Consider the following 721-nt stretch of genomic DNA (forward strand, 5'->3'; position numbering starts at 1 on the left):
ATCTCGTTATGTTCCGCTTCAAAAAGACTTAATCCTCTGTTCAAGGCGTGCTTTATACCCGAATGAGTTTGTTGCAGCAGTGTTTCTCACTTGTCTCCGTATTTGCGAGGTTGCGTTTGCCTTGATTTAGAGGTGCAATTCAAAACCATTTACATACTTGAGAAAGAAGGTCATTTTTTATGAAAAATTACGATTACAATCTTTTTGTTGGCATTGATGTCTCTAAAGGCAAGGCTGATGCTGCTATTCTGGCTGTCCCTGAATTAAGATCAGTCAAACCCCGTTTCCTTAGAAAAAAATTATCTTTTAAGTTTATTAAATCTGATGTTGTTGAGTTTTTAAATACTGTGAGAAAGTATTCCAGTGATCAACACTGTCTTCACACTTATTTTGCTTTGGAGGTCACTGGTATCTATTCTACTAATGTCTATAGCTTTATTAAAGAAAACTGTAATAGCGATGAAGAAATCCATCAGCTCAATACTGATTTCGTTAATAAATGGAGAGAAAGCCATAATATATCCAAATCTGATCCTTTGGATGCTCAAACCATCAGTACCATCGTTGGAACTGATGATGATGTCAGATATGTTTCTGATTCCGTCTTTGAAAACAAAAATGGATATCAAGATCTTAAGGCTCTCGTTCACAGACATTATCAGATTAAAAAACTCCATTCTCAGGAAACTAACCGTCTCATTGCCCTTTGTGATTGTTATTT

At 35.6% G+C, this 721-nt stretch carries 1 protein-coding gene; it reads left to right on the plus strand.

Translation table 11 applies throughout. The features are described 5' to 3' along the window. Nucleotides 1–179: 179 nt before the first annotated feature. On the plus strand, nucleotides 180–721 hold a 542-nt coding region (locus B5E48_RS13450), incomplete at its 3' end, for an IS110 family transposase (RefSeq protein WP_143747041.1).

The organism is Massilimicrobiota sp. An105 (genome assembly GCF_002161155.1).
GTDB classification, from domain to species: Bacteria; Bacillota_I; Bacilli_A; order Erysipelotrichales; family Coprobacillaceae; genus Allocoprobacillus; species Allocoprobacillus merdigallinarum.